The organism is Streptomyces avicenniae, from assembly GCF_000719135.1.
GTDB classification, from domain to species: domain Bacteria; phylum Actinomycetota; class Actinomycetes; order Streptomycetales; family Streptomycetaceae; genus Streptomyces; species Streptomyces avicenniae.
Genome location: NZ_JOEK01000051.1, coordinates 1 through 326, shown reverse-complemented (window position 1 = coordinate 326; position 326 = coordinate 1). Strand labels below are relative to the sequence as shown.

The following is a 326-nucleotide window of genomic DNA, read 5'->3' as shown; positions in this document are numbered from 1 at the left end:
GGTGAGGCGGCGATCGAGGTGGCGTCGGGGCATGTGGGTGAGCCGGTGTTGCCGGGGACGTTCGTGGATTACGAGGTGTCGCCTCGTGAGTACGAGTTGAGTGTGGCGCAGACGGTGTTGCGGGTGCATTCGCGGGTGGCTGATCTGTACAACGAGCCGATGAATCAGGTGGAGGAGCAGCTGCGGTTGACGATCGAGGCGTTGCGGGAGCGGCAGGAGCACGAGTTGGTGAACAGCCGGGAGTTCGGGTTGTTGCACAACGCGGACGTGCGGCAGCGCATCCACACCCGTACCGGCCCGCCCACCCCCGACGACCTCGACGAACT

At 65.3% G+C, this 326-nt stretch carries 1 pseudogene; it reads left to right on the top strand.

The window, feature by feature from the left end:
• Positions 1-326, top strand: a pseudogene (locus tag IF27_RS29700) (Crp/Fnr family transcriptional regulator); the annotation flags it as partial.